This window comes from Paenibacillus silviterrae (assembly GCF_030167925.1).
In the GTDB taxonomy this organism is placed as follows: domain Bacteria; phylum Bacillota; class Bacilli; order Paenibacillales; family NBRC-103111; genus Paenibacillus_G; species Paenibacillus_G silviterrae.
In genome coordinates this window covers 18,475-44,387 of sequence record NZ_JASKUT010000003.1, presented here as the reverse complement: position 1 = coordinate 44,387, position 25,913 = coordinate 18,475, and the positions used below count along the sequence as shown (strand labels likewise).

Annotated in this window: 32 protein-coding genes and 7 pseudogenes; 15 read left to right on the top strand and 24 right to left on the bottom strand. The window is 43.6% G+C overall.

The window, feature by feature from the left end; genetic code table 11:
• Window positions 1-139 precede the first annotated feature (139 nt).
• The 3 genes and pseudogenes from QMO62_RS32875 to QMO62_RS33340 form a co-directional block, all read right to left on the bottom strand.
• Window positions 140-421 carry a phage portal protein gene (locus tag QMO62_RS32875; protein WP_284646811.1) on the bottom strand — a complete coding sequence of 94 codons (282 nt, stop codon included), beginning with the start codon at window positions 419-421 and terminating at the stop codon, window positions 140-142.
• The gene (locus QMO62_RS32870) at window positions 418-603 is read right to left on the bottom strand and encodes a hypothetical protein (RefSeq protein WP_284646810.1); all 186 of its coding nucleotides are present in this window, start codon (window positions 601-603) and stop codon (window positions 418-420) included. Before QMO62_RS32870 ends, QMO62_RS32875 begins: the two co-directional genes overlap by 4 nt.
• 181 nt (window positions 604-784) lie before the next feature.
• Window positions 785-1,560 (bottom strand): annotated as a pseudogene (locus tag QMO62_RS33340) (terminase TerL endonuclease subunit).
• 11 nt (window positions 1,561-1,571) lie between these two features.
• Between QMO62_RS33340 and QMO62_RS33335 the strand changes: the two are divergent.
• Entirely contained in the window at window positions 1,572-1,781 is a 210-nt protein-coding gene (locus tag QMO62_RS33335; protein WP_348651751.1) for a hypothetical protein, read from the top strand.
• 685 nt (window positions 1,782-2,466) lie between these two features.
• On the opposite strand, the pseudogene QMO62_RS32860 reads toward QMO62_RS33335, so the two are convergent.
• Window positions 2,467-2,741, bottom strand: a pseudogene (locus tag QMO62_RS32860) (P27 family phage terminase small subunit).
• Between the two features lie 1,237 nt (window positions 2,742-3,978).
• On the opposite strand from QMO62_RS32860, the gene QMO62_RS32855 reads away from it, so the two are divergent.
• Complete coding sequence (locus QMO62_RS32855) at window positions 3,979-4,152, top strand: hypothetical protein (protein ID WP_284646809.1); 174 nt, start codon at window positions 3,979-3,981, stop codon at window positions 4,150-4,152.
• Window positions 4,153-4,691: 539 nt separating this feature from the next.
• Here QMO62_RS32855 and QMO62_RS32850 read toward each other — a convergent pair.
• The 15 genes and pseudogenes from QMO62_RS32850 to QMO62_RS32785 form a co-directional block, all read right to left on the bottom strand.
• Window positions 4,692-5,234, bottom strand: a pseudogene (locus QMO62_RS32850) (tyrosine-type recombinase/integrase).
• Window positions 5,235-5,777: 543 nt separating this feature from the next.
• Window positions 5,778-6,086, bottom strand: coding sequence for a hypothetical protein (locus QMO62_RS32845; protein WP_284646808.1), 309 nt, complete (start codon window positions 6,084-6,086; stop codon window positions 5,778-5,780).
• Between the two features lie 130 nt (window positions 6,087-6,216).
• Window positions 6,217-7,611 (bottom strand): annotated as a pseudogene (gene dnaB, locus QMO62_RS32840) (replicative DNA helicase).
• Window positions 7,612-8,712: 1,101 nt separating this feature from the next.
• A complete protein-coding gene (locus QMO62_RS32835; RefSeq protein ID WP_284641205.1) occupies window positions 8,713-8,892 on the bottom strand; it encodes a hypothetical protein in 180 nt (59 codons plus the stop codon).
• 622 nt (window positions 8,893-9,514) lie between these two features.
• On the bottom strand, window positions 9,515-9,715 hold the full coding sequence (locus QMO62_RS33680) for a hypothetical protein (RefSeq protein ID WP_504928727.1): 201 nt from the start codon (window positions 9,713-9,715) through the stop codon (window positions 9,515-9,517).
• Window positions 9,716-9,800: 85 nt separating this feature from the next.
• The gene (locus QMO62_RS32830) at window positions 9,801-9,965 is read right to left on the bottom strand and encodes a hypothetical protein (protein ID WP_284646807.1); all 165 of its coding nucleotides are present in this window, start codon (window positions 9,963-9,965) and stop codon (window positions 9,801-9,803) included.
• Window positions 9,966-10,003: 38 nt separating this feature from the next.
• On the bottom strand, window positions 10,004-10,777 hold the full coding sequence (locus QMO62_RS32825; protein ID WP_284646806.1) for a DUF3102 domain-containing protein: 774 nt from the start codon (window positions 10,775-10,777) through the stop codon (window positions 10,004-10,006).
• Window positions 10,778-10,982: 205 nt separating this feature from the next.
• Window positions 10,983-11,438 carry a hypothetical protein gene (locus QMO62_RS32820; protein ID WP_284646805.1) on the bottom strand — a complete coding sequence of 152 codons (456 nt, stop codon included), beginning with the start codon at window positions 11,436-11,438 and terminating at the stop codon, window positions 10,983-10,985.
• Window positions 11,439-12,339: 901 nt separating this feature from the next.
• A complete protein-coding gene (locus QMO62_RS32815) occupies window positions 12,340-12,660 on the bottom strand; it encodes a hypothetical protein (RefSeq protein ID WP_284646804.1) in 321 nt (106 codons plus the stop codon).
• A gap of 5 nt (window positions 12,661-12,665) precedes the next feature.
• The gene (locus QMO62_RS32810; protein ID WP_284646803.1) at window positions 12,666-13,028 is read right to left on the bottom strand and encodes a hypothetical protein; all 363 of its coding nucleotides are present in this window, start codon (window positions 13,026-13,028) and stop codon (window positions 12,666-12,668) included.
• Between the two features lie 6 nt (window positions 13,029-13,034).
• Window positions 13,035-13,259 carry a hypothetical protein gene (locus QMO62_RS32805; RefSeq protein WP_284641211.1) on the bottom strand — a complete coding sequence of 75 codons (225 nt, stop codon included), beginning with the start codon at window positions 13,257-13,259 and terminating at the stop codon, window positions 13,035-13,037.
• Window positions 13,260-13,318: 59 nt separating this feature from the next.
• Complete coding sequence (locus tag QMO62_RS32800; protein WP_284641212.1) at window positions 13,319-13,582, bottom strand: hypothetical protein; 264 nt, start codon at window positions 13,580-13,582, stop codon at window positions 13,319-13,321.
• Window positions 13,583-13,716: 134 nt separating this feature from the next.
• Window positions 13,717-14,109 (bottom strand): XRE family transcriptional regulator, encoded by a 393-nt coding sequence (locus tag QMO62_RS32795; RefSeq protein WP_284646802.1) that lies wholly within the window; start codon window positions 14,107-14,109, stop codon window positions 13,717-13,719.
• Between the two features lie 144 nt (window positions 14,110-14,253).
• Complete coding sequence (locus QMO62_RS32790) at window positions 14,254-14,406, bottom strand: hypothetical protein (RefSeq protein ID WP_284646801.1); 153 nt, start codon at window positions 14,404-14,406, stop codon at window positions 14,254-14,256.
• Between the two features lie 115 nt (window positions 14,407-14,521).
• A complete protein-coding gene (locus QMO62_RS32785; protein WP_284641215.1) occupies window positions 14,522-14,728 on the bottom strand; it encodes a helix-turn-helix domain-containing protein in 207 nt (68 codons plus the stop codon).
• A 168-nt stretch (window positions 14,729-14,896) separates the two neighbouring features.
• Between QMO62_RS32785 and QMO62_RS32780 the strand changes: the two genes are divergently transcribed.
• The 13 genes and pseudogenes from QMO62_RS32780 to sda all read left to right on the top strand — a co-directional run.
• Window positions 14,897-16,264 carry a helix-turn-helix domain-containing protein gene (locus tag QMO62_RS32780; RefSeq protein WP_284646800.1) on the top strand — a complete coding sequence of 456 codons (1,368 nt, stop codon included), beginning with the start codon at window positions 14,897-14,899 and terminating at the stop codon, window positions 16,262-16,264.
• Between the two features lie 24 nt (window positions 16,265-16,288).
• Complete coding sequence (locus QMO62_RS32775; protein ID WP_284646799.1) at window positions 16,289-16,579, top strand: hypothetical protein; 291 nt, start codon at window positions 16,289-16,291, stop codon at window positions 16,577-16,579.
• 16 nt (window positions 16,580-16,595) lie between these two features.
• Window positions 16,596-16,886, top strand: coding sequence for a hypothetical protein (locus tag QMO62_RS32770; protein WP_284646798.1), 291 nt, complete (start codon window positions 16,596-16,598; stop codon window positions 16,884-16,886).
• 96 nt (window positions 16,887-16,982) lie between these two features.
• Window positions 16,983-17,189: a hypothetical protein gene (locus tag QMO62_RS32765; protein WP_284646797.1), complete on the top strand. Its 207-nt coding sequence runs from the start codon at window positions 16,983-16,985 to the stop codon at window positions 17,187-17,189.
• A gap of 222 nt (window positions 17,190-17,411) precedes the next feature.
• The gene (locus QMO62_RS33520) at window positions 17,412-17,603 is read left to right on the top strand and encodes a DEAD/DEAH box helicase family protein (RefSeq protein ID WP_369699124.1); all 192 of its coding nucleotides are present in this window, start codon (window positions 17,412-17,414) and stop codon (window positions 17,601-17,603) included.
• A 67-nt stretch (window positions 17,604-17,670) separates the two neighbouring features.
• Window positions 17,671-18,228: a helicase-related protein gene (locus tag QMO62_RS32760; protein WP_284646796.1), complete on the top strand. Its 558-nt coding sequence runs from the start codon at window positions 17,671-17,673 to the stop codon at window positions 18,226-18,228.
• Complete coding sequence (locus QMO62_RS32755) at window positions 18,215-18,637, top strand: hypothetical protein (RefSeq protein WP_284646795.1); 423 nt, start codon at window positions 18,215-18,217, stop codon at window positions 18,635-18,637. Before QMO62_RS32760 ends, QMO62_RS32755 begins: the two co-directional genes overlap by 14 nt.
• Window positions 18,638-19,017: 380 nt before the next feature.
• Window positions 19,018-19,200 carry a hypothetical protein gene (locus QMO62_RS32750; protein WP_284646794.1) on the top strand — a complete coding sequence of 61 codons (183 nt, stop codon included), beginning with the start codon at window positions 19,018-19,020 and terminating at the stop codon, window positions 19,198-19,200.
• A 921-nt stretch (window positions 19,201-20,121) separates the two neighbouring features.
• The gene (locus QMO62_RS33330) at window positions 20,122-20,505 is read left to right on the top strand and encodes a recombinase family protein (protein WP_348651750.1); all 384 of its coding nucleotides are present in this window, start codon (window positions 20,122-20,124) and stop codon (window positions 20,503-20,505) included.
• Between the two features lie 65 nt (window positions 20,506-20,570).
• Window positions 20,571-20,933 carry a recombinase family protein gene (locus tag QMO62_RS33325; protein ID WP_348651753.1) on the top strand — a complete coding sequence of 121 codons (363 nt, stop codon included), beginning with the start codon at window positions 20,571-20,573 and terminating at the stop codon, window positions 20,931-20,933.
• 4 nt (window positions 20,934-20,937) lie between these two features.
• Window positions 20,938-21,003, top strand: a pseudogene (locus QMO62_RS33320) (recombinase family protein); the annotation flags it as partial.
• Entirely contained in the window at window positions 21,004-21,681 is a 678-nt protein-coding gene (locus QMO62_RS33315) for a recombinase zinc ribbon domain-containing protein (protein ID WP_348651752.1), read from the top strand.
• A 1,007-nt stretch (window positions 21,682-22,688) separates the two neighbouring features.
• A pseudogene (gene sda / locus QMO62_RS33515) lies at window positions 22,689-22,769 on the top strand (sporulation histidine kinase inhibitor Sda); the annotation flags it as partial.
• An 839-nt stretch (window positions 22,770-23,608) separates the two neighbouring features.
• Here sda and QMO62_RS32740 read toward each other — a convergent pair.
• The 5 genes and pseudogenes from QMO62_RS32740 to QMO62_RS32715 all read right to left on the bottom strand — a co-directional run bounded on the left by QMO62_RS32740 (window position 23,609) and on the right by QMO62_RS32715 (window position 25,886).
• Entirely contained in the window at window positions 23,609-23,839 is a 231-nt protein-coding gene (locus QMO62_RS32740) for a LexA family transcriptional regulator (protein WP_284641171.1), read from the bottom strand.
• A gap of 42 nt (window positions 23,840-23,881) precedes the next feature.
• Entirely contained in the window at window positions 23,882-24,037 is a 156-nt protein-coding gene (locus tag QMO62_RS33510) for a LexA family protein (protein WP_284646813.1), read from the bottom strand.
• A gap of 750 nt (window positions 24,038-24,787) precedes the next feature.
• Complete coding sequence (locus tag QMO62_RS33505; RefSeq protein ID WP_369699123.1) at window positions 24,788-25,180, bottom strand: N-acetylmuramoyl-L-alanine amidase family protein; 393 nt, start codon at window positions 25,178-25,180, stop codon at window positions 24,788-24,790.
• A gap of 79 nt (window positions 25,181-25,259) precedes the next feature.
• Window positions 25,260-25,560: pseudogene (locus QMO62_RS32725) on the bottom strand (phage holin family protein).
• A gap of 128 nt (window positions 25,561-25,688) precedes the next feature.
• Complete coding sequence (locus QMO62_RS32715; protein ID WP_284646791.1) at window positions 25,689-25,886, bottom strand: CD1375 family protein; 198 nt, start codon at window positions 25,884-25,886, stop codon at window positions 25,689-25,691.
• Window positions 25,887-25,913: the final 27 nt, after the last annotated feature.

Here is a 25,913-nt window from a genome sequence, read left to right as displayed (position 1 = left end):
CCCTTCGTTTGCAAGCCTGCTTGTAAAGTTGTTGATGAATTTACTTGCGCTGGCTGCATTCTCGATGAGGAACGCAGTATTCAATCGGGTTAATGCCGACGATACGTCCAGCGTCACGCTGCCCTTGAAATGCAGCATCTCATCCGCAGCAGTTTGCGCTTCGGCCGCCTCCGATATCGACTTCATACCAAAGCCGTGTGCCCCATTGATAAAACTTCGATCCACTCAGCAGGTTGGCATCCTCGACCCAGATCGTAACCTTGCTTCGGTCAATCGGCCACAAGCCGCTAACTTTGCCGGTTCGTTGATCCACCTCAATGTACGCATAGGCGTTGCCAAAACTACGCTGCGCCTCGGTGCACTTCCAGAAGTCCGAAGCCGACATGAGCGGGTTCGGTCGAAGCCGCAGCAGGTCAATCAAATGATGACGGTCGCCTTTTGGACCCCACTCTCATCTTCCTTGTATACTTTGAGAGGGAGCTTCGAAATAGATTCGGAAAGAATCTTCACGCAGGCATACACCGTTTCTACTTTCAGCGCCTTCCTGCCGCGAACGTCCACGTCCCCCCGTTGGATCCCAGCAGCTCCAAGAGCCGGAATCATTGATATCTAAGACCTCCCGTTTTTCAGGCCAGTGAACCACCGGCGTAATGTTTTTAACACACAGCATCACCTCCTTATCCCCACAGTTTTTCGAGCACGTCTTCCTCGGCAAATTCGGATACGTCGATATTCCCTGCGCGATCATGCACGAGCCATGGCATTGATTATGGCAGCGATAAGGTCAATCCGCTGCTGTCGTCTTGTTCTTCTTTGACAGCTTGATGTTCCCATTCGTGTCTTCGATCTCCATCGCATTGGAGAGGCACCAGGTCAACAACGGACTCCCACGTGAACGATCTTGCCCCCGCAGCACGAGCTCACGAAAAACTTCGTCGGTCCGTTGAGCACCTTCATCGTTTGCGGGATCTTCACCATAGTGTATCGTCCATCCCCAGCTCTGGGCGAAGTGCGTCCGCGTTTGTAATCGTCAAAGCAAATCTCGCTGATATCCAGCTGCTGTTCCTCTTGCTCCTGCTTCAATCGCTCCTTGATTTTGCGTAATCCACGACAGCGCCGTCTGTATTTGGTACACCAACCACCTTCGATGTATTCCGTATAAGGAATGCGGTCGCCGTGCTCGTGCTTCTTCACGGCATCTTCTGGGATGTATCCGTGAGCAGTAACGGCAAAACGCCCGTCCTCCAAGTGAAACACGGTTCCATCTGCTGTTAGGTCGGTGGTCTTGGAAAGGTCTAAGCCTTTCCAGCATGGCAGGCCGCGAACCAACGCCAAAAAATCCTCCCGAGGTATCGCGAGGGCCTTCCATTTGTCCATAATCCCGGACATGTACTTCTTTTCGCTGTCCGCTTGCCAGCGATTCACCCGCTTGATCAGAAACTCGCGGATTTTATCCGGGTCACCAGTATTGTACGCATCGTCATGCTCTCGCCGGATCTGATTGCGCAGCTCCTCGGCATACTCGTTATTCTCCTGCAGAATGGGGTTCGCTTTAACCATACGCTCTCATCGTGTGGGTCATCGCCCTTCTCTATCTCCCGGATCATAACAAAATATGCCTCGTTCATGTCGATTTCGCCCTTCATCATCTTGCACAGGGAATCGTATTCCTTCTTACAGGGACTGTTCTCCGCATCCTTGCCCGCTGTAGAGATGATCATCATCAGCGACTGCAGTCGCTTACCGAAACCGGACTGCAGAACGTCGTGGATCTCACTTGAAGAATGGGCGTGATACTCGTCAATGATGACGATGCAGGTGCTCCAGAGTCCTTGTTCTTCGTGTCCTTTGACAGAGGCCGCAGCCACCCGCCGCGTGAAGCATGCTCGATATACGTCCGCTTGATCCGCAGCCGCCTTAAGAGTCGGGGCTTTTCTTCCCCATTTCCTGAGCATCGCCCCACACCCGTTTCGCCTGACCCTTATCTACAGCAGCACACTCAACCTCTGGGCTGTCCTCGTACCGTTTAAACTCCGGCTGCCCTGGGGGATACACACAATCACTGCACATACCATACAGGGCGAGTCCGCTCATCTCGGTGGATTTAACGTTACCCCCCGCGCCCGCATGTGGAACGCTTTTTTGAACCTGCGCTTGCCGGAATCCATGTGAACCCAGCCGAACACGCACCGAGGTCGAACTTTTGGAACGGTAGAAGTTCGATGAGTTGACGCTGAACGGGCCGCGCACGTGCCTGCAGCATTTTTCAAACCAGTCAAAAATACGATTGGCACGCGATTCATCAAAACATACGGGAAGTCAGCAGTGGCCTGCCTCTGCAAATCCTTCAGATGACGTTCGCACGCGAGGTATTCCATGCGGCAGCTGGGGCGAATCCCATGGACGATTTCTGCAGCATAACGGTTCGTGGGGTGAACGTCCTCCCAATCAATCGAAGAGGTCCCATTAGGATCGTCCCCCACCACCTTCAGAATCCTTCTTCGCTAGTCTTGCCCTGGAATCCGCATTCAGTCCGAGCTTGCTGGAATAAGTAAGAATAAGCCTAGCATAGCTCTGTGCCGCCTTCACGTAGGAACTGACCTGTTTTGAACCGGCAGCATTGTACTCCGTGTATCCATGCTCGTCAATCAGCCGTTCAATTCCTGGTATTTTGCAACGGCGTCGCAGTAGGTTCCAAGCACATCTTCATCGACCTTATCAAGGACTTCAAATTCCTCCATGTCCTTAACCGTCTTGCGCCATACCTTACGTGCTTCATCGGATAGCCACTCGGGAATCTTGAGCTTAGCCTTCTTTCTGCGCTGAAACTTCTTTGCAGCTGCTTCTCTGGCCTCCACTTCCTTCTGGGTCCAGTGCTTTCCTCCACCCTTTTTACCGACCCGCATGTGGTCGAACCGACAACCTCATGCACGACGAACAACCTCCTCCCTTTCAAAACTTTCGTCGGGGACTTTTTTTCGCATTAGAGGGAGCCGCGGTCCTCCAAATGAACATTCCAAAAAAATTGGACCCACCCCCTCCTGTGTTGACATAAAATCTAATATATCTGGAAATACTTTCCCTGAAGGGTGGTCACTATGGCAGATATTCTACTTACTACCACGATAATTTTATTTGCTGTTATTATTTTTTTCATGCCTAAAAGACTTTCGCCTATAGACACATATAATGCAGCGCTTTTTGCCATTTGCTTTGCAACCTTGACAGATTTTTCCTTAATTTACAATTGAAACTTTACAGTTATTACACCGCAGGCGTTGATATTCAAGGTTTATTTCATATTTTTCTTCTGTTTCCATTGGTTAACATCTTATTTCTTAATTTCTACCCGTTTAAAAAAAGTTACATCATAAAACTTTTATATATATTAGCATGTCTACCTTTTCCATTTTGTATGAATTGTTAAGTGTAAAGGTAGGAATGTTCTCTTACTTTCAGTGGAAATGGTGGTACTCAGCTTTATGCTATCCGGTTTGCTTTGTCATTAACATGTACAACCACAAGTTTGTTCAGTACCTCAAGAGAAAAGCTATTAAAAATAAATAATAAATTCAACCCTCATGATACATCACTGCTCAACTTAGCAATCCTATCCTCCAGAAGCTTGACCGCTGTCTCACGTGGCTTTTCCTTGGCCTTCTCTTCATCAAGGAGGTGCTGGACAGTCTTCAAATCCTTGGCAACATCAAGATACTCCTTAAGTTGCTTAACTGAAGCATCAGCACTGATCTCACTGTCGTCGCCAGTTGTAACCTCTTCGGTTTAACGGGCGATTCTGCCTCGGCTGCAGTAAGTCTCAGATCGCATACGCTGCTGAACGGAAGGATGTGTTCCGTCCCTTCTTCGTCTACAAAGTTTAGAGTGACTACGCTTGCGCTAGGAGCAGACTTCACAGCTTTCTTGATGCGGTGAAACTCGCTCTCTGCCATGGTGATGACGGAGCCGGTAAGCAATACAATGGATGACTTCATCTGTTTCATCGATCCTTTCTTATTTTCCCAAGCGATTGGGATTTTGTTGATTGCCAAAGCGCCATCTTCCTTGGCTGTTTTGGTACTGTGGCAGCTGTCACATAATGCTTGCAATTCGATTGATCCCAAAAAAGGCGCTGATCGCCGCGATGCGGAATGATATGGTCTACTACCGTAGCTTCCGATAAGTGCTGACGCTCTAGGCAATGCCTGCAGAGCGGGTTGGCAAGGAGAAACGTCAGCCGCTCTTTCCTCCACCTGGAATCATATCCTCTTTGATACGAGGAGCCGCGCTGCTTGTCATACTCGCCAGCACAATTGGCACAATGCCGCTCTCTTGTAAGCTCCTTGCAACCTGCCTGCTGCACGGCCTTAAAGGTTTCTTCGGCATTAACGTCGGCGTGTATGACGGCTCCAAGCCTCTCTCCAGAGCTTCCTTCGTTGCTTCCTACTCAATCTGTGTTCGATCGGTTCGAACCTCGGGAGAGGAGTTAATATGGTCTTCTCACGAGTCAATTTCAGCAACTTCATCAGCCGTTTTAACACGCTTTTTCACCCCTTTTTTATGGAAAATATTAGTCGATTAAGTTGGACATAACAGATATTCTGTTAAACTCGCGCAACGAAGAAAAGCCTTAAGATTCAAAGGCTTGTGGTGGTGAATAAAATCTAGTTGAACATAGTCTCATTATGACCAATTCAGAAGATTTTAAATTGCTTCATTGCCATGTCCATGGTGTCCTTGAAGTTCGCCAATGTACCTTAATGTGATCTTCTCGCTGGAATGATTGAAGTGGTTCATTAGCATGACGATATCTTTAAATCGTTTGTAGTGGAAGTGACCGAAGGTCTTTCGAAGCGTGTGACATCCAATCTCGCTCAGGCGAAACTCTGTCGCAATCTCCTGCATAATTGTGTAAGCCATGGTCCGACCGATGGGTCTATTTGCTCCTGTCTACTTTTAAAAGGTACTCATGAGTGCCATATCCTTGATGTATTCCTTCAATTCCCGCTTAAGCTCAGGAGTGATTAAGATGGACTTCTCTTTCCTGGTTTTCTTCTCCCGAATGGTTATGTGAGTCCCAGTAACATCTCGAACTCTAAGTTTTAAAATGTCACTTATGCGGAAACCTGTGTTGATACCGGTTAATACCAAAATGTAATTCCTGGAGCTTTTCTGTTTCAGATAACTGAGGATATCTTCAATGAGTTCGGATCCGTAGTGGTTCGAACTGTGTTCATTTTCTAACACCACTCTTCGAATCCTTAATACAGGATAATGGCTTGAAGCAAATCTGCTTCGTTCCTTCCACTTCCCCCAAATGCACCCACGACACTTCGGGTGTTGCGCGGGTGGGTCCTTGTACCTTCGTTTCTTCACGCGACTCCCTCCCTTGTCCGCTGCGTGATAGTCCAGCACAAAAAGAGCCGCTAGAAGCGACTCTTTGCACGTAATACTCAACTTTCATGCCTTTCCTAGCAGACCGGAAACTTCACATCCGAGCTGCTATGCAAAGAAATGAATGAAATGGGGCATTTCACCCCTCCTCATATCACACTCTCGACGACCGGCGTCTAAGGATCAAAGTCCCACAGCATGACCGAGTGCCTACAGTGATAAAGGTACAGTAGACATTACCATGGAGCCATTGGGCTCTGGATCTACTGTACCTCGGTTTAATAGACATTTTGGGACATTGCAAAGACATTTTACAGACATTTGAGGGACATTTTTTGGCTTATCATTCCATCCACTTCAAGCTATTGGCTATAGAGGTTATTCCCTCATTGTCCTGCGATCGAGAGTTTTGGAAGTCGATCATTAAACACCAAAATAGCGTCTGTCGCTCGTTTCCTTTTTATATATCGATATTCGATGGTTTTCCGAATTCTTTCTTTTCTTATTAATGCAATTGCTCTATCTATTTTTTTCAATCGAACCGCCAGCTCCTCCATCGCTTCCTTTTGTCGTTCACAAGTCGGAGGGTTCTCCTGAAGATATTCCAACATGAGCTTATCGGTCTTGTAATCTTCCAATGCCTGCCGAGTTTTCTTTATCTCTTCCTTCGTAGCCAATGGAATCAGTTCTTGCATTACCAACATTCCCCTCACCCGTCCTTTATTATGATATAATAGAAGGTGAGGTTTGGACATTCCCAGCTTAAACCGACAAGTTGCTTAGCTGGGAAATTTTCTGCCCTATTGTTGGGGCTTTTTTTATTTTCTAAACATGTCTGCATTGGACTTCGTTCTCTCTCTTTGACGATTCTGGCTTGCTAGAAGAATGATGAGTCCTGTCCAGACTTACGAATTTATTGAAATTTTTCATAAATGCGAGCTCCACGGTTCGACCGGGCCGTTACGCTGTTTGGCAATGATGACCTCGATAATGTTCTTTTTTTCAGACTCTTTATCGTAATAATCATCTCGATACAAGAAGGCCACGATATCTGCATCCTGCTCCAGAGACCCTGATTCTCTGAGGTCCGACATCATTGGTCGTTTGTCCTGGCGCTGCTCTACGTTACGGCTCAGCTGGGATAGGGCGATGACAGGTACATTGAGCTCCCTAGCGATAAGCTTCAACATCCTCGATATTTCGATACTTCTTGTTGCCTGTTATCGCGGCGACCTCGGATCGTAATAAGCTGTAGGTAATCAATGAGGATAAGATCAAGACCGTGTTTCTTCTGTAGCCTTTTGCTTTTCGTTCTAATCTCGGAGATAGAAATTCCGGGTGTGTCATCAATGAATATGTTTGCGTCGGCTAGAGATCCAACGGCCATCGTGAGTCTTTCCCAATCGTCGCTTTCCAAGAATCCAGTACGAAGTCGGCCTGCGTCGATGTGCTGTTCTGAACTAAACATCCTCTGAACGAGTTGACCCTCAGACATTTCCAGGCTAAAATCCCCACTGTGCGCGGTGCCTTATCCCTACATTCTGTGCGATATTAAGGGCGAGTGCTGTTTTCCCTACCGATGGACGAGCAGCTATGTAAATCAAATCGCTCCTTTGGAACCCCGCTTGTCATATTATCTAGATCTGTGTAACCTGATGGATGCCCGTCACACCTCCAGAAGTGCTCTTGTTGTTATACCTAAGCTCTACCTGATCAAAGGCTTCCATCGCTACATCGGATATTTTTTTGAAATCCTTTCCCTTGGATGTTTGGTCCGCTAAGGAATCAGCTGCAGTCGCCATCACATGAGCAATTTGAGCGGGGTCTCCTACCTTGCGAGCCTCATCCAGTATATTTTTAGCTTCAAGTATCGCGCACCGTTGAGTATAACGTTCCCTCACGATTTCAGCATAGTGTGCAACATTCGCCGCGGTCGGGGCACTGTTAGCAAGCTGAGAAAGATACCCAATGCCACCAACTTGATCGAGCTCTTTGCTTGATTGCAAATACGCAGTCAGTGTGACAAAATCGATCGGCTCTCCTTCTTCCCGCATTTCCGCATAGCCCTGTAGATCCTGCCATGACCTCGGTTGTAGAAAGAAGCATCGAGACAATTTCTTCTGCGACATCTAAGGCTTCATTGTCGTAGAGTATGCAGCCTAATACCGCTTGCTCAGCCTCGATGTTCTTGGTAAAAGAAACTCCATTTCTTCCACACATTTCACGCACCTTTCTTCGCTGTTCTTCCGTTGGTCCAACCGCCTTTTTCTCAGAATCAGAGATGAACTGGAAATAATCTTGCGACCGTTGTTTCAACGCGTCATGATAACGGCTTACTCTGTCCTTTTCCGCTCAAGAGGAGCGGATAGATCAGCAATCGTAGGTGCTTTTTTATCGATCGTGACGTGGCGGATAAGGTTTTCGTAAGCTACCTCATACGGGACGTCTTTCATAGCTTATGCCAGGCGACAGCTTTAACCTCGTCACCGTGAAATAAGGGTAATAAACGCACAATCTGCTCGAACAAATTCCAGATTTCATATTCCTTCACGCTGCTGCGCCTCCCTTGCTTTTTTCGCGAAGAACGAAGCTTTATCACCTTGGTTACCGCTCTGAGTAGAGTCCTTCTTTCTTTTCTGGCCCTCTTCGAATGCGGCGATAGTGAATATGCTCGCTCTACGCAGTTTCCAAGATACCCCAAAAGTAATCAATATCTTTGCCCTTCTTGCGAGTGATCTCAGCAGAACGGACAACGATCTCTGGGTCAAACCCTTCGCCTAATGAGCTTCACAACATATTCCGTTTGAAGGGAGTTGGTCCTAGCTGGAAAATGTGCATCGATCGCCTTTATTGCTTTGGCAAGGTTCAAGTCGACGATTTCTCCCCGTCACCACCACTTAGTTTTGTATCGTTTAATTTATTATTAAATAATGCTGAACCTTTTACCTCATGGTTTACCCCTCGGATTACCTCATGGTTTACCCACTCGTTTACCTCATTTTTTGAGGCAAACGGTATTAATCTATATTTTCCCGGATTCTTTTTACCCTGACCCTTATACTCAATACGACCTTTATTGATCAGAAGTCATTCGATGTTTGGTGAGAGAGTTTTCAGAATGCGACCTTCGCTTGGAGCAAGGGATTCGCTACTGCAAACCACTTCTGGCCATCCGCTCTTATTTGCAACCGCCATAAGGTGGAACCACAAAGTTTGTGCCGATGAGTCAATGGATTTGTTTCGAGCCAATCGAAGAAGGCGTTCATTTCTCTTATGTAATTCAAAACTCCTCACCTCCTGACTTTTGTAATGTGTGCCTAGCTAATCTTCAATGATTCGTGCTTTTTTAACGGGCCACGGCTCATCTGCCGGGTGTCTCACCGATTCCACATCATGCTCAAGAGAGCCGCTGTCCCGTACTCTATTCTTTAAATCCCACAAAATAAAAGCGATAACCAACGGTGCGTACTTTAAGTAATCTGTTTGCTTGAACTTCTTCATTCGTGATGTCCCTCTATTAGTTCGATATTTTGATTATTCTTAATTAAATGACTTTTAAGCGATCGGAACGAGTTCAATAGGGAGTGTAGTAGCTATATTTTTATCGAAGCCTAACTCTTTGGCGAGCTTCTTGCTGACCTCCCTACACTTTCCTTCTGTTTTTTGGTATAAAAAGATTTTTGTCTCTCGCAGAAAAATCTTCGTCTTTCCTCACAATCTTCGATCATCCAGGCGCCCTTGATCTGCTCGTTAATGTAGATCGATATATGATTCTTAAATTGTCCCGAACGCTCAAGCATGATCGTCAACTCATATCCGTCGCATAAAAGCTTTACTTGGTTGTATAAGGAGAGCAGTTTCTTCTCTACTTCTTTCCATGTATCGCTTGTCATTGGCCGGGTTACCCGTCTTCAGTTCTCAGAATCATTGCCGCCTCCATCGGCCCCGAGGTGTCTCAAGGCAATTTTAATATTCTCTTTGGCAAGATTGTGTCCATGATATCCTCCTGATCGCGCTCATTAGCCTGAAGATAAAGCAGAGTGATGTCTGCTTCCTTCAGGGCTTATTAAGCGTTCGGACTAAGCGATCTCTCCTGACTTTATCGTGCTTATTCAAGGTGAAATCACCTCAGTTGGTCGAAGCTGTAACAAGACAAGATGCACCGAGGGTTGAAATCAATGACCCTCGTTCCTTGGCGATTCAATTTGTAACGTATCGGTTTGTCATCATAAGCCAATACCATTCTCATCTTCCTATCCACTTCAGCTATAACGACTCTCCTACCGAGACTGTCAGAAAAAAGAGGCATGTGCACCGCTACAATTTTGCACTTAGCTCCTACTGATATCGATTCATCATCACGATCTCGTTCGAAGAAGAAGAAACATTATACCGCTGCCTTCATCTGATCAATGTGTCCAATAATGGCACTGCGGAACTTCTCCTTTTCTCTCCTCATTCTTGATCTGTTCAAGAGCTCCGAGCAGCTTGTCAAAATTGTTGACGAACGTGTCGAAGGCAACTTTGAGTTGAATGGCATCGACATTGTTGTTTTTCTCAAGCATGGTCTTCATTTCGGCAATCTTTCGTTCTGATTCCTCAGCCTGTTTCTTTAGAAGCTCCTGCAAGGATTTCTCTTGCTCCCGAAGGCTTTCAAGCTCTTTAGCCACTTCATCGGGAATGACTTCCTTTGGAACGTCGATCGGATGTTCTTCAGCTCCGTTTCAAGATCCTTATTCCGCTTCTTTAGCTCGGCGAGTTCTTCTTTCGCTTTTTTCAGCTGTTCCTTTGCCGCCTCTGCAGCTTTGTTGTCCTTTGCCGCTTGTGCACTTTCTACGTCCGCGGTCAGTTTCTTCACCAATTCATCGTGGGCTTGTTGCTGCTCCTGCAGCTTAGCCATTGACGCCGCTAGTGCCTCCCGTGCAGCCTTCTCTTGATCAGCGGTCCGCTGAGCCTCCTGAAGCTTTCGCTCGAGCTCCTGCTTCTCCTTAATTGCCGCCTGCAGTTCCCGGCTCGACATGGATTCGATATCGTTTTTCTCGGCAAACTCTTCGCGCTCCTCAGCAGGTAGGCCGAGCAGAGCAACAGCCTTGGTATAGCTCAAATTTGCAAGTGCTTGGGAATTCATTTCTGTAAATTCTGTAGCGATCCGCATGAAATTGTTGGCTGTCGACTGGCTGTAGTTGACATTGTTCTTTAGCCAGTCACCCCATTGGCCGTGTTCAACCATGTTCTTGGCCTCAATAAGCCTAGTGCCAATCTCGATGATGCTCTGACCTACAACCTGCCTAGCTTTGAGGTCAATCTCCCGGATCTCTTCGGCAATAACATTTAAGGGTCTTTCCTGGATACTTGTTGCTTCCGCTTGGACTATTTTTCTGCTCATATTGCCACTCCTTGATTATGTTTATTGTTGAATCGAACTCTTTTCTTAATGGTTAGCTTCGCCTGTAAAAATGCATTGACGAAGGCTCGTACCTCAGAGGTCATTTCACAATTCTTAAGCCTCTGCACTGCTGACTTTGTTGGAGGAAACCTCCATCGTGTAGAATGGTACATCAGGTGCTGATGACCTGCGTACCAAAAGATGTCTATCTTGCCATCCGCATAATCTTTGGCGTAACCGGCACACAATGATTCAGCGCTTTTCCTTCGCAACGAGCTCGCAGTGTCGGCTGCTGGGCGTAGGATAAGACCGTCTTTTTCGAATGAAAGCGATGCAAGCTTTTCACTCCGTTTTGCCATCCTCCGGCTAAAGCCTGATCTTCTTTAAACTTGATTCGGGCTGATGTTTTCCGATGAGGCATCCCTGAGATTGTTCGGAACAGATAGCGTTCTTCCTGAAGACTCATCCCGAGCTGCTTACATTCCTTTTGGTAGTCTCGCCAATCCGACAAAGCACTTGTACTCGATGAGTAGTGGCCGTTGCGGATCTGTTTCAGAATATATTTGGCGGCTTGATCCATGGATGTGACTTTCAATATTTCATTCAAATAGCTTTTATAATAATGACTACTAATAGGAGCCAGCACTTGAGCATCCGCCATGCTGATCCGAGTCCCTGTTTCTTAGAAAGTTGGTAGAACCTCAATTCGAGAGGCCCTAATTCAATCCCAACTTTCTGAGTTCCTTCAACTCGGACTTTGACAGGCGAAGAACCTTTTCTAGTGTTTTTCCGTTCCAGTTGATCGCCCCGTAAGTTGAATCTTTGTGTAACTTTGCTTTAACGAAATTGCCAAATCCTGCTTTCGTCAAATACTCAACGCAGGGGTATCGAGCAGCTAGGTCAAAGAACTCAACCATATCACTTACATAAAAATGATTCGATATTTCGTGTAATCTTCCCATGTGGAATACTGGAATGGAGTCCCTTTGACCGCTTGCTTAATATTATTGAGTGACACGTATTTCGGGTAGTTACCCATTCCAGAAAAGTAATTGTCAAAAGCGCTGTAGACTGTCGATCGCCGCTCCCACTCGTTGCTGTATTTCAGGCGATAGTAATGGCTTTGGCCGGGAGAAAACAGATACATGTGACTGCAATTATATGAAGTCTGCACATTCTTATAATCACCGCTGTAATCACGTCTCACTTCGATCACTCGTGCCGTTACGGATTGCTTGTCAGCAATTGAGCGTTCATACCAAACGAAACGGCTTTGTCCTCCATGTACTTGCGGCTCATTCCTTCTGCTCGAACCCTACACGACGACTTACATTTTGAGCAGGTAGCAAGTGTTTCTTGCTTGTGCTTCAATTTCTCTGCTGGAAGGTGTGTTTGATTGCAGTGAGTACACCATGCATACTGAACACCAAGCACTGTCTTGTAGAATAAATAGCGACTCGTCTTTAGCGCTGTGTCGGTCGCAAATTTAACGATATCAGTGCTGATCTGTGTGGAAAAATGTGATTTGAAGTCATCGAAGCTCATACCGCGAATCCCTCCAATCAAATATCAAGTGTAGCAGTGAACCGTCTTTTTTCCTGAGGCGCAGCTGCAGCCTCAGTTTCGATGCCGAAATAATTCAGAACGATCGCAAATCCCTCTTGATCTGTAAGAACAGCGCAATTGCCAACCTTGTTCTTCTCGGCTACAGCCCTCATCGCATCTAGGCTTTTAACGATGGACTTATCCTGACTTAGAATTTTCTCAGCATCATGCGGCTTGCTCTGCAGGTGCTGTAGCAGGAAATTGCCAATCGCCGTGACATATGGCTTATTTTCCTTTTCAATCTCCGTATTTAGCTTTTCAACAGCTTTATTCAACATTTTGACTACCCTCCTGACGTTTTCTTTATTTCGCTCAAATAACTCGGCTTGTTGGTCACAACCCATGCAAAGCCGCGGAGAGGAACCCCCGGATCTTCGATCAAGTAGGAGCATCCCTTTGGAACAAATGGATTGCATTGGACTCGTAGATGTCCGTACTTGGTCTCTACCGTATGGCATGCAGCCAGTTGGGAATGCGGAGAAACGTTCATTGCAATTCTTTCGATCTTCTTGTCTGACTGCAGGATCGTCACTAAGGCTTTTTCTACCACCATAGTAGCTTTCTCTGAGAGCTTCATCTCGTTCAGCTCCTTTAACCCGAGTGCTTCTTCTAAGGTCAACTGATTTTCGTCTTTGTAATTCTCCATATGGCTTTACCTCGTTCTCTTGCCCTTCTTCTCCCTTGTGTCTTTGCACAAGACAAAGGGCTTGTCCAGTCGAACAACAACCCATCCAGTGTAGCCGATAGCCAAATAAGCGAGTACACGACGTTTGAAATCTTCCGGATCACGAGCTTTTATGTTCCACAGTTTTAAAGCGATGCCGACTTTGGTTAACGGCTCGTCCAACCATTCTTCTTTAGCCTCAAATATCTGCATCGCCCTCCCTCGCCTATGAAACTACTCTTTGAAAATAACAGTTGAAATAAAAAGGGTGCCTAATGACACCCTGATACATCCTTGCTAAAGCTGGATTGCTCCGCTATAATATGTACAGGTGTAATTTGATTAAATAGCATTTCCGAAGAGTCGCCCCGCCAGGCGGCTTTTTCATTTTGTCCGCAATTGTTCTCACGGAGGATCCGGTCCGTCTGCGGACCGATATGCTCCTGAGCTCGGAAGTCAGCAGCCATTTGTCGAACCTGCCACCCCTTAAGAACGCCATCGCTGACCGTTAAAATTCGTGGGTTTGATGTATTCATCCACTTCACCATCCTTTAATTTATATACTTCTTCGACTTTAGATCGCGCCGATGTTCCTTCCACATCCCAAGCCAGCTGAAGCAATATTCTTTACAAAGAACGCCTATGTAGTGCGTCAGCGCGGTCATCGCCTCTAGCCCTTCCATGATTGCTTGCTTGATTTCCTCATGCCCTCGTTCGCAGAGCTGGTCTTTCCTTTTGGTGATTTGAACCTTTTCCATGGCGATAATAAATCTTTTACTTCTTCCATGGTCTTAAGGTGTACTGAAGCCTTGTGCAGATCGGCCCCTTCGCCGTCCAACCAAGGTACCCATGCGTTCCCAGTGACTTCATTGGCCGCGGCCACATAAAGCTCAGCATCATCATAGTGCTGTGTCGAGGAGCGCATGACATCCTTCGGAACCTTTCGAGATCCATTTGTATACTTACCAATTGTGGAGTTATCTACGTGAAGCATTCGAGCAACTTCAATTTTTGTTTCGCTGTTTGCCTTCATCGTTTTTTCAAGGGTCTGTCCAAACGTCATTTGATTTCTCACCTCCTTGGCAGAATTAGGTAGTTCCATTGGACAGGTATGCGGTTTATGATGGAATCAACCAACATTCCTTTAACCCGCGACCCTAGCGGGTTCTTTATTGCTGCTTGACCATGGAGTAATTCCCGCGTGCGATCATTTCATCAATAATGGACCAGCAAATTCTCGCAATTCCGGCATCAATGCGCTCGAGCTCTCTTTAGAAGTCGTCACATGTGTTGTATAAATCTCGATACGGCCGCGGCCGGGTTCAATCACCATGGCAGGTTGTTCGATTTGGCTAGTCACAGGCATCACACTCCTACGACTATTTGTATGCTGTGAAGCCTGTGGGACGGGCATTGTTTTTTCACTTCCTTCTTTCAAAATCAATCGGTCTATTTATTTTGCTATTTCAGCAAATTCAGTTCCTTAAAAAAAGCAGTTCAAGACTGCATTGAAGTTTCTCACAGATGGCTGGAAGGTGGTTTGCTTTAAAGGAATACTCTCCTTTCTCATACTTCATGTAAGTCGAAGCATTCCTAAAGCCTAATCTCTCAGCCATATCCTGAAGGGATATCTTTAGTTCCTGCCTCCTATCAGAAATGTACGTTAAATTTAGTTCATTCATTCTCTTCCTCCTCCCATTACCATTTTGCTAATTTAGCAAATCCCATAGCAATAATATACTTTGCTAATTCAGCAAAGTCAACATTTTTTTGTTGTTTTAGCAAAGTCGTTTTTTCTAATATGGAAAAATGTTAAAATAGAATTGCTAAATCGGAAAGTTGGTGACCTTATGAAGATTGGTGATCGAATCAAAGCACTCCGCGAAAAAAAGGGATGGACTCAACTAGAACTTGCAGATAAAGCAGGTATCAACAATAGTGTTCTGTCGAGAATAGAAGCGAATAAACGTCCTGTCGAAGATTACCTTCTTGCTAAATTCTCTGACATTTTCGATGTAAACGCTGACTATTTACTGGGTAGACTTTTGGAATCAAGTGAATACTCAGATCAAATTAAAGTGCAAGATGAATCCATTTACCGAATGATTGCCCGAGCAAAAGAGCTGCTCCCGACCAATTGGAGCAGGCAAAAAGCTTCATTGATTTCCTATATGAGCAAGGCAACAAAAAAAAGGACTAACAGCATGAAGAAAATCCCCATGGTTCCTCGTAGACAATTTGCTAAGCAAGGGGCTCTCGTTTTTATGGAGAGGTTCGGGATTGATTCATTGCCGGTTAATCCTTTTGTTTATTATAAGAAAAATAACTGGCTGCTCTTTAAACTATCAGAAGCAGAATTGCTATACGGAGCTACTGATCCACTGAGACTCAGGGCTACCAAAGCGGATGCCGTTACCGTCTGGAATGGAAAGCAATATCTGACCATCTATGATGACACTGCAGGATACAGTTCTGAGCGGATTCGATGGACATTAGCTCATGAGATCGGGCACATCTTTTTAAATCATCTTTTCGATTATGAGCTCACTTCCATTAACCGCGGCGGGCTGACTCAATACCAATATCGAACCTTAGAGAACGAAGCTGATCTTTTTGCTCAGGAGTTGCTGGCCCCCTCCTATGTGCTTTCTAAACTTGGTGCTACACTTGCCGCTGACATTGAATTCATTTGCAAAATTTCAAGGCAAGCTGCTAAGTATCGTGCGCAAGAGCTAGTTCGTTTCCAGAGGAACGTGGACGATTTCGGCCATACTTTCTACGAAAAGAATTTCGCACCTTACTTCAAAGAAGTTAATTATTGCTCCAATATTCCTGTGCCATTACCTAATCGTCATATCCATAAAGTCTCGGCAGAGGTGAAATATATGAACGTTAAATTCATGAATTTTCAGTCCGACTCAAACGGCCGCTTTAAAATGTGCCCTCGGTGCGGACATAACAAGTTCTCCGAGAAAGCGTCGTACTGCAAAATGTGCGGTCTTTTTTTGTACAATGACTGTCAAAATCAACTAGATATGCCAAGAAGCAACTGCGGCGAGATCAACCCACCTGACGCGCGATATTGTGAAGCATGTGGATCAGAGACTTACATGTCGAAGATGGGGTTGTTGAAGACGTGGAGAGAGATGGAGGCGGAGCGTTTCCGAGATGAAGAAGCCATCTCTCGTCGGATGAGTAAGACAGTTAGGAGATTCTAGCTTTGTTGATTATAGAAAAAAATCTTGGGGGTATCTGGAAAAGAAATGCGAATTAATATAATTGGTGGCATTATTTCTTCAGCGATTTTTTTAATATTATTTCAGCCAATACTTAACTGGTTGAATAAGATTCTTTTGAATTTCTTAGCTAATTCTTTTTCTGGATTAATTGATTTCCTTTATTCTAAAGCTGCAAGAAGTCAAGTAAATACCATTAATTTAACTTTGCTCGGATTATTGGGCAGGTATATTATTGGGATTATTGATCGCGTTTATTCTGGTAATTCTACTAAAAAAATCACGAAATCGATTTAAAGAAAAACTATTTGCAATGGAGGAAAGCAAACAAAAGAAAGTTTTGCTGATTATGTTTTTAATCGCAGCTGTCCTCGCAGTTTTTCCTGTCAATTTCAGTTATTTCACTGAATTTGTTAATGTTGAAATGAATACCAGTTTTAATCAGAGATTAACTATCATTGCACCTTACATCACAGAGCAGGAAGAAGAGCAGATTAGAGCTGATTGGGCTTCAATGGAAACCCGTCTTCATTATGCTGCTATCAATTCAAAAATTGAAAGCATTGCAATTCAAAATAAAATCACATTACCCAAAGCATTCTAAGATTATTTTTTGTAAAGGGTTTGAATTCGAGTATAACCGATCGTCGGATGAGTAATACGAGTCTAAGATAAAATTCTTATCAGGGGGCATTTATAAATGTTTGAATACTCTAAAGACTATTTTATGCAAGCTAAACCCTATATTCTTGAAAATATGAATCTCAGAGCCCCTCAAATTGAGGCTTATCAGGCGGTATTCGACATTTTACTATTACTAAAAGCAGTGAGCATGCTAAGGTTGTTCTACCAACTGGAACAGGAAAGACGGGTTAATGGGAATAATCCCTTACAGCCTCTCAAATAGCCGGACACTCATTATTACTCCTCAACTTGTTATTAAGGATGCAGTTCTTGGTTCGTTAGATCCTGAGTTCGATCGGAATTTCTGGATTATGACAAAGGTATTCGAACATCGAGAAGAACTGCCTTCTGTGATTGAATATGAAACAAGTCATGACGTGAATCTTCTAAAGTATGCCAACATCGTGATTTTGAATATTCATAAACTCCAGAAACGTCTAAAGTCATCTTTGTTGAAAAAGTTGACCCTGACTTTTTTGATCTCATCATAATTGATGAAGCACATCATGCCGAAGCAAAAACCTGGCAAGAAGCCATTGATTATTTTAGCAGTGCTAAGGTTGTAAAGGTTACCGTACTCCTTTCAGAACTGATGGTAAGCCTATCCAAGGTAAAGACGTCTACGAATATAAATTAAGAGAAGCCATGGCCAATGGATACGTGAAGACTTAGAGAAAATAACTCATGTTCCAGAAAAGTTATACTTGTCTATTGATCAAAATGAAGATAAGTTATATACCATCGAAGAAATTAGGGCGTTAGGTTTAAAAGAAGAAGACTGGATCAATCGTTCGGTAGCTCTCTCAAAAGAAAGTAACAACGTAATTATAGATAGAAGTATAGAACTGTTGGAGGAAAAGCTGTCGATTAGTAAATTTCCACATAAAATCATTGCTGTAGCATCTAGCATCTGGCATGCTGAACAATTGAAAGAGATGTATGAAGTCAAAGGTTATCCTGTTGCATTAGTACATAGTGAACAAGAAAAAGTCACCCGGCAAATCGAACTTGATAAAATTGAAAAGCATAAAGTAAAAGTCGTCGTGAACGTGGCAATGCTCGGTGAAGGGTACGATCATAAATATTTGTCTGTAGCAGCTATTTTTAGACCTTACAAGGGCTTGCTACCATACGCACAGTTCATCGGAAGAGTATTAAGATCAATTGATTCAACTGAAGATATTACAACAATTCCTGAGGATAATATTGCCGCGGTTGTCTATCATAAAGAACTCGGATTAGAAAAACTTGGAATATTATAAAGAAGAACTTAGAAAAAAAGATATCATATTGAAAATTAAAGAAGACTCTAATATTAATCCCAAGGACTCTGAATCGACTAAAAATAAATCGTTTGGAATTGCATTTGAAGAAGGAAATGCTTCACTCGAAGTCGACAGTTTTATTGAATCCGAACTCATTCAAAAGCGTAATGAGCGACTTGCCGAAGAATCAGCAAAAATAACTCAAATGATGGAATTGCTTAATATTTCAAAAGATAAAGCAATTCAGATGTTACGACAAGCTGAAGAAAATACTGATAAGCAAAGACTCTTGCGCCCTGATCTATTTGTGGACCGTTCTAGAAAAAGAATTGACAGAAAGATAAAATTTGAAATTGTACCTGACCTTCTTGACGAGTATAATTTAGATATGAACGGACGCAGCTAAAAAGTTCTCCCTCGGTTTTTTGCTGCAAAGTATAGATGGATAACTCAACACAAAGAAATGAACGGTGAAATCCTTGCGATTTACCTTGAAAACAGACTAAATGATGCTATTGGTGGTAAGAGGAGCGAATGGTCGGTTGAAGATTGGCCGAGAGCTGAACAAGAATTGGAAACAATAGTCAGCTATCTCCGTTCAACACTTAATCTCAGATTTCCGAAAGGGAGTTAGACGCGTGGAACATTATTGAATAAACTTTATGACGAGATTTACTCACCAAAAATAACACCATACGAACTAGTATCCAATGCTAAATTAGATCACTATCAGTATGTGAACATGTACAAAGAGTCTGAAGACTTACAGTGGAGTCATCTTGCCTAATGGGTGCAGGAATATATGCTAAATTTGTCTATAAATTTGATCTAAACGACAAACTGTTGTCATTGACAAGCTTTTATGATGGAATAGAAAAAGTTGAGTATAATCGATCAATAGCCATCCAAGAAATAAAAGAACAACTTCAAGACCTGCTTGCCGCTAATTTAAAATCAGAAGCTGTGTAGTAATTGAATAGAACATACAAAAGTAGCGCTTTTAGTTTCACAAGCGCTCTTTTTTGTTTTTTTTCAACTTCCAAAAAAACAACCTTACATTCACATGTTTTGAGCATTATTATACCCCGTGAGTTGGCAGGTAACTATTGATCATGTTTTTTTCTGTCTCTCTCTAATATCGAATTTTAATTGGTGGGTTAAAAAGAATAAATAATCTTCTATCAAATCGATATACTTTCTACAATCTTCTCCATTGATAATTACATATTCTTTTTTTACAACAACTAGATTTAAAATAGATGTAAATATTTCAGCATCATCGGGTTTGGGGATCCCGTTGTCATGAATTAAGCAATTTCTTACTTTTCTCCATGCATCTATTTCTCCCCATCTACTACCATATACGTCTGTACATCCAGCTGTTTTATTTAAATACTGTGCGAACTTTTTAACTCCACTTTTCCTTTATGATCTTTTATATCAGGATCGTTTGGATAAAACAATTTATGCAACTGGCACAATTTGAGTAAATGATTCTCCATAAGAGAGTAAATAGAAATTATCATTGAAGAATAGATAATACTTTTATAGTTCTCCTTATCATTTACAAAGGGAATTATTAAAGGATCTTTCTTTTCAGGAACAGACAGATCAAGATGATTCTCTATTTGTGTCTCAAAAAAATTAATCGCACCCCTAAATTAATTAAATCACCGTATGCATTGACCAAAAACATATGAGCTGGATTATATCTTAAATCAAATTCATGAAACTTATGGAAATCTAAATACATTTAATTATGTCCTTTCGAAATAGATAACCGATTCTGTAATTATACTACCATTTGCTCGACTATAACACACGCTTCTGCTTGTCTCTCTATATACTGAGGTGTTATCCTACCAATATACTTCTAACTTGGAGGTACAAATGGACAGAGTGTGCATCTATTTACGTAAATCCCGCGCCGATTTAGAAGCCGAGAATCGCGGCGAAGGCGAAACTCTCGCCAAACATCGCAAGACGCTGCTAAAGGTAGCCCAGGATCGCGACCTTAACATAATAAAAATCCGTGAAGAAATCGTATCTGGTGAGAGTCTAATGAACCGCCCTGAAATGCTGGAGCTCCTCAAAGGAAGTAGAAAACGAACTTACGACGCGGTACTGGTCATGGACGTCGACCGCTTAGGCCGCGGCAACATGCAAGAGCAGGGATTGATTCAGGAGACCTCAAGAACTCGAACACAAAGATCATCACCCCTCGCAAGACCTATGACCTCAATGACGAATGGACGAAGAATACAGCGAATTTGAGCAGTTCATGGCCCGTAAGGAGCTCAAGATCATCAACCGGCGCTTACAGCGCGGCAGATTAGCTTCTGTCCGGGAAGGAAACTATATCGGAAATACGTCCTCCCTATGGCTATCAGAAGAAGAGACTTCCAGATGGAAGCCTCACCCTCGAACCTCATCCGGAGCAGGCCAACATAGTTAAGCTAATCTATGACTGGTATACGAACGGATATTTAGATGAAAACGGTGAGATAACGAAGATCGGTACGGCTACCATCTGCAGAAAGCTTACGGAGCTGCAAATACCAACCCAAAGAGGGTCTAAGTGGATCGTGGCAACGATACGCGATATCCTCCAGAATCCTACCTACACAGGGATGATACGCTGGGATCATAGAAAGACGACCAAGGTGAAAGGCGAGTCACGGACCTCGCGGCCCCCGAGCTGAGGAGTATACGCTTGTCCAGGGAAAGCACGAACCTATCATTTCCAAGGAGCAGTTCGAAGCTGCTCAGCAGATCTTCAAGCAGAAAACACGTGTCCCTACTCCGAATGGAAAAATATCGAACCCTCTTGCCGGACTGGTTCGATGCGATGTCTGCAACGCGGCAATGGTGTACAGACCCTATACCAAACAGCCGGCTCATTTAATTTGCTCGAATCAATACTGCACTAACAAAAGCGCCAGGTTCTCTTACGTTGAAGATAAGGTCATCAAGGGGCTGCAGCAGTGGCTTCAGGAATACCGAATACAATGGGACAAGCATCAGCGGGACATTCCCGATACCTCTTCCCAAACGGAAGTGAAAAGGAACGCGCTAAAAGCCGTAGAAAAGGATCTGAGCGATCTTCACACACAAAAGGGGAATTTGCACAAGCTGCTCGAATTAGGGGTGTATTCGGTCGATATGTTCGTTCAGAGGTCGAATGAGATTGCCGAGGAGATGAAGAAAGCCGAGGAAACACTCAGTAAGCTGAAAACCGAGGTTGAACTGGAGTCTTCCAAGACAAAGGCACTGGAGGAAGTCATCCCCGTGGTGGAACGAGTTCTTGATCTCTACAGCCAATCGGAAGATCCGGCTAAGAAGAACGAGCTCCTGAAGTTAGTACTGCAGCAAGTCGTGTACCGTAAGGAAAAGCACCAGCGGTTAGACGATTTTACCCTCAAACTTTATCCCCGATTTGCACACCTATAACATGGGTGTGCAAATTCTTTAGCGCCAATATGTTATAAGTATTTTTATCTTCTGTATAATATATGAATGAGCTCCTTACAAATGTCTTTTTGAAATTAAATATTTCTTGCCACCTAAATATACACAACAAAAAAGACCCGACGAGGATTATATCCTTTCGGGTTTATACCTGCAGCTAGATTTTAACCTCAGCCGTTAATGATTTCTTTGCTAACGTTTCTCATTTGTTTTTTATTAACCCTGTTGAATTCGATGTAATAAGGTAATAATTAAAAAATATGGAGGTGGCATATGTATTATTTATTTGCAAATATCATTATCTTGAATATGGTTGTGTTCTTTATGAAAAAGAGATTATCAAAAATTGATTATTATACTACTGTTTTTTTTGCATTGTTCTTAAATTCCTTCGTTGATGTTTTTCTTGACTTTAAGTATGACTTGTATGGATTCTTTAGACATGGTGTTGATTGGCAGTATAGTTTTATATTATTTGGTGTATTACCACAAGCAAGCATTATTTTTATCAATTATTACCCCTTTTCGGGTGGTAAATTACAACAGGTAAAGTATATTCTGCAAACCAGCATTCTGTTTACAATGTGGGAGTGGATAACGTCATACACATGGGTTTTTTATTACAATGGATGGAATCCCATGTACTCGCTATTATGCTATCCGTTAATTTTTTTAATTCTCGTACTCAACTACCATTTTGTTCGGCACTTATTGCAAAAATAGTACTCGGGGAAATGTTGACCATAAAAGATTTCAGTTCGTGACGCAAAACTAAACTAAAATTTATAAAGAAATATTCTATATATTAACATATTTGATATTGTATATCTTTGGTTTAATGCACTACATTAAAATTGTCTGTTTCAATTGCCGAAACAGTGACAACTTGCATAGGGAGCTTACTGTGGATATGAACGAAAAATTGACTCTGTCGGAACTAGAGGAAGATGTCTTGCTTATGGCCTATAAAGATGCTGTAATTTTTAAAGTTACCGCAAGAATTTATTTCAGTGCTAAGACAAGAAATACACAGGAGAAACTTAGAAGTTATAGCTGATGATAATGATTAATAGCATTGGACCATTGTGAAAGACCGCTACCCTTAGGCTGCTTAAGGTAACGTTCTTATACGCTTTTATTGCCGAAAGCGTCGCAATGGTCGGCTGATACTTCCGCCTTGTGAAATCTGTTGATATGCTGTTGATAATGTTGTGGATTGAGATTCGTAACACAATGATGCTCGAAACTAAATCCCTCAAGTAGGCGTAAATATGGATGTAAAATATACCATATTGAAGGGATAACAAGCCAAATGAGAAGATTCACAATTATTGTATCTGTTGCTGCAGTAGTGTTTACATCTCTCTCTGCTGCGGAAAATCAACAAACCCACCGGTTGCGACAACCGCCCCAACGCAAACGGCGATATCGACTAATGATGAAGCATGGAAAGGCAGCCTAACTGAGATTGCTAATAGCAGCAAGACCGCAACTGAGAAGTTCGATGAGGTTACAAAGTTAGCACGAGCATATAAGGCAAGTGATGCGGAGATAACAGCATACGAGGCATACATTTTAAGTGAGTATAAAAACAAGACTTATTTAAGTGATATTTCAAACCATGTATACATGCTAACCAATGTTTTTAAAGCCACCGTAGTAGAGAGACATTATGCGGATAAAGATAAAAAACCAATTGATTCGTTTGCTCTCGACTTCTTACAAAACACAAAATATACATACAGAGGCACCGAAACGGTTGGAAGCGACTCAGTTAAATCCAACGAAAAACAGATGGACAAAGCAATATTAATATAAAATAAAAGTCCTAATGAAAAAAATCCCACTAGCCAGCTCTCAGGGCTTGTGGGATGTGCTTTTTATTAAGTAACAATTTTTTGCTAAAACCTTATTCAATAAACAGCTTATAGTCGTTGTATTCAGGCGGAGGATTCTCCCAGGCTCGAAGCAATAATATGCTCTCCGGATCGTCCTGGCTCCACTCAATGAAATCTTCATCGGCAAGCACGGCCAGTGACTTGTATATACTCTTCTCGAAACGACCGGTCTTTATCGTCAGCTCATTGATCGTTGGAGTCCTACCTCGTATGGCTAAAAAGTTGGAGATAATCCTTAACAATTTACGTTCATGGTCAGGAAGCATCAAGACTCACCAACACTTTTAACGTCCTCGGTGATGATTCATCCCACGTGATAGCTCCTCGGTTCGTAACCTCTCCAAATGGCCGTACACTGTGCTTGGCGATTTCAGGTCTACAAGAGTGCCTATCTCGCGAATCGTAGGCGGGTAACCCTTCTCTATGATGTACTGGTGAATAACTTTTAAATTTCCGCTTGCTTGCGAGAGAGTGTTTTTGTTAAAGGATTGAGTTGGTTACCTGTTGAGTACGTTTAATTCGGCCTTAAGCTAGCAATTTTTTGTAACAATTCAAGCTCTCTATCGAAAGTCACGTTGTCATCACTACTCCGTATTATCTTTTCCCCATCGAACATTTCTTCAATGGTTTCCTCTATCAGATCTGAAAAATCACCCAAAACGCCGATGCATTGATCCATCTTGACATCGCTCGCCCTTTATACCAACATAAATTCTGTATATAGAATAACAGAACGTTGTTCTCAAATCAAGTGTTAAATAGTAAAGCTCCACCAAATGCAAATAACCCCCATACAAAGCCCTCTGGCGGGCCTGTATGGGGTCGGTTCAAATTCTCAAGCGATTGGCAATTTATTCACGGATGATTCCGGCTGCATCGCGTAGTTCGTCAGCAGAGCTTTCTGGTGATCTCTGAGCCTCTTCCAAGCTTCAGCATCGTCTAATCGGCCTTCTGCCTCAGCTTTTTTCTCTCGTCATCACACTTGAACCACTCCGGGGGACAGGTATGAATCGATAATGTTGTTTGCTGTGCTTGAACTCAACTTCTTAGTCACGTTATCTCCTTCCTTCGACTTGAATTCCTGACCGGTATACTCACAAGCGGTCCGTGCTATCACCTCAGCGCAAAGGCGTTGAAACCCTTCATCCTGAAGCAGTTCAAGATCGTCTAGGTTTGTCATGAATGCATGCTCAATGAGGATCGCTGGGATTCCGTATCGCGCCGGAACACGGCACATATGGAATCCGTCCACGTTCCCGGCATGCTTGGTACAATGTTTCGATCCGGATGGGGAAGGAGGCTGTCGGCGTACTTATCCATATTTGAGCAAGCCGTTTGCTCTGCCCATGATCATGCCAATAAAAACACCAGTGGCCGCGAGCGTCACGGTTTCCGTTTGCGTCTGCGTGGATGCTAAAAAGAAGATCAGCACCGAACGTACGGGCCTTCTCAACACGCTCGTTTAAGAATATCTCGTCCTCATCATTCAATGGCTGCAGCTGTACGACTTCGAACCCATTCGCCTCAAGGAGTTCCTGTGCATATCGGGATACCCCAGCATTGAACGTATGCTCTTTAAACACAGCACCGGATGGTGTGACAACTCCCTTGCCTCCCCGCGATCATATGTGCTAGCAGAGTGCCCCGCGTCTAGCGCGATCTTCATTTGCTGACCCCTTTCTGTTCAAAAGCCGACTGCAGTGCCTTTAATGGCCCGAGAGGAACACCAAGCTTCCCGCCGTTTTTCAAGATGCTTAAAAACTCTATAATGATATAGGCAACCACTACTCCATCACCAATTGCACCGTTGAGCTGAACACCGGGAACTGACTTTTCAACCATGTACACGCATCCGATAAGAATCACAACGTATGTCTTTTAAATAGTCCCTGAATGCCGATCCTCGGCTTATTTTCTTCTGTACGTAGGCCACCATCAATCCAGTAGCAAAGTCGAATAACATCATGCCAATAAGTATCGTCAGGGCTAACCCAAGACCCCCGACCATCCAAGAAATACGCCTCCTATAATACCTGTCCCTGCCTTTAGAATCACATCCATGCGCTCCATATATTCACCTCTCCATGCCCGTCATTTGGGCAATAAAATAGCCCCGATCGGCTCGGGGCGGTAGCTAAGTCGCCTTATCTTTATTGGGGGTAACGGCTTGCCATCTGTTCCGAGATCCATAGCTGATAATTCGGCTTCAACGGCTGGCTGGAGATTTGCAGGCACCTGTTGGAAATTCTTATAACCTTTGATGATAAGAGTAACGTATACTGTAACCATTGATTCACCTCCTCCCCGCAATATAAA